Origin of the sequence: Enterococcus camelliae (assembly GCF_042685105.1) — a bacterium.
Lineage (GTDB): Bacteria > Bacillota > Bacilli > Lactobacillales > Enterococcaceae > Enterococcus_G > Enterococcus_G camelliae.
Genome location: NZ_JBHUMO010000066.1, coordinates 1 through 665, shown reverse-complemented (window position 1 = coordinate 665; position 665 = coordinate 1). Strand labels below are relative to the sequence as shown.

At 37.0% G+C, this 665-nt stretch carries 1 protein-coding gene and 1 pseudogene; both read left to right on the top strand.

The genetic code is table 11. The features are described from left to right. A pseudogene (locus ACFSR0_RS10935) lies at positions 1-199 on the top strand (IS607 family transposase); the annotation flags it as partial. Beyond that, positions 162-665: RNA-guided endonuclease InsQ/TnpB family protein (locus ACFSR0_RS10930; protein ID WP_379982673.1), on the top strand; the 504-nt coding region annotated here is incomplete at its 3' end. The pseudogene ACFSR0_RS10935 and the gene ACFSR0_RS10930, both read left to right, overlap by 38 nt.

Genomic DNA, 665 nt, shown 5'->3' with positions numbered 1-665 from the left:
TAATAAATATGGCACAGAAATAGAAATCATTGACAATACAGAAAAGACGGAAGAACAGGAATTAGTCGAGGACTTAATTCAGATTGTCACTGTTTTTAGTTGCCAATTACAAGGGAAACGAGCGAATAAAGCTAAGAAGATGATTAAGGAGTTGATGGAAGATGATACGAGCCAAGAAAGTAAGGTTGCGCCCGACTGAAGAACAAGAAAAGCAACTGTGGCAATCGGCTGGTACTGCACGTTGGATTTTCAACTGGACGTTACAAATGCAAGAAATGAACTATCGGTTCGGCAGAAAGTTCATCAGTAACAACGATTTACGAAAGCACATCACAAAAATGAAGCAACGTCCTAAATACGCTTGGTTAAATCACGTATCAAACAATATAGCCAAGCAAGCTGTAAAAGATGCATGTGATGCCTACAAAAAGTGGTTTGATGGTAGGACAGATAAAAGTCGTTTAAAGGCTGAAAAGCCACATTTCAAGTCAAGAAAGAAATCAAAGCCAGCTTTTTATAATGACAATATCAAATTGAAAGTAAAAACTAAATTGGTTTTGTTTGAAAAAGTTGGTTGGGTAAAAACAAGCGAACAGTTGCCAGTGAATACGAAGTATTCTAACCCACGAATCAGCTTTGATGGAAAGTATTGGTATGTTTCAGTT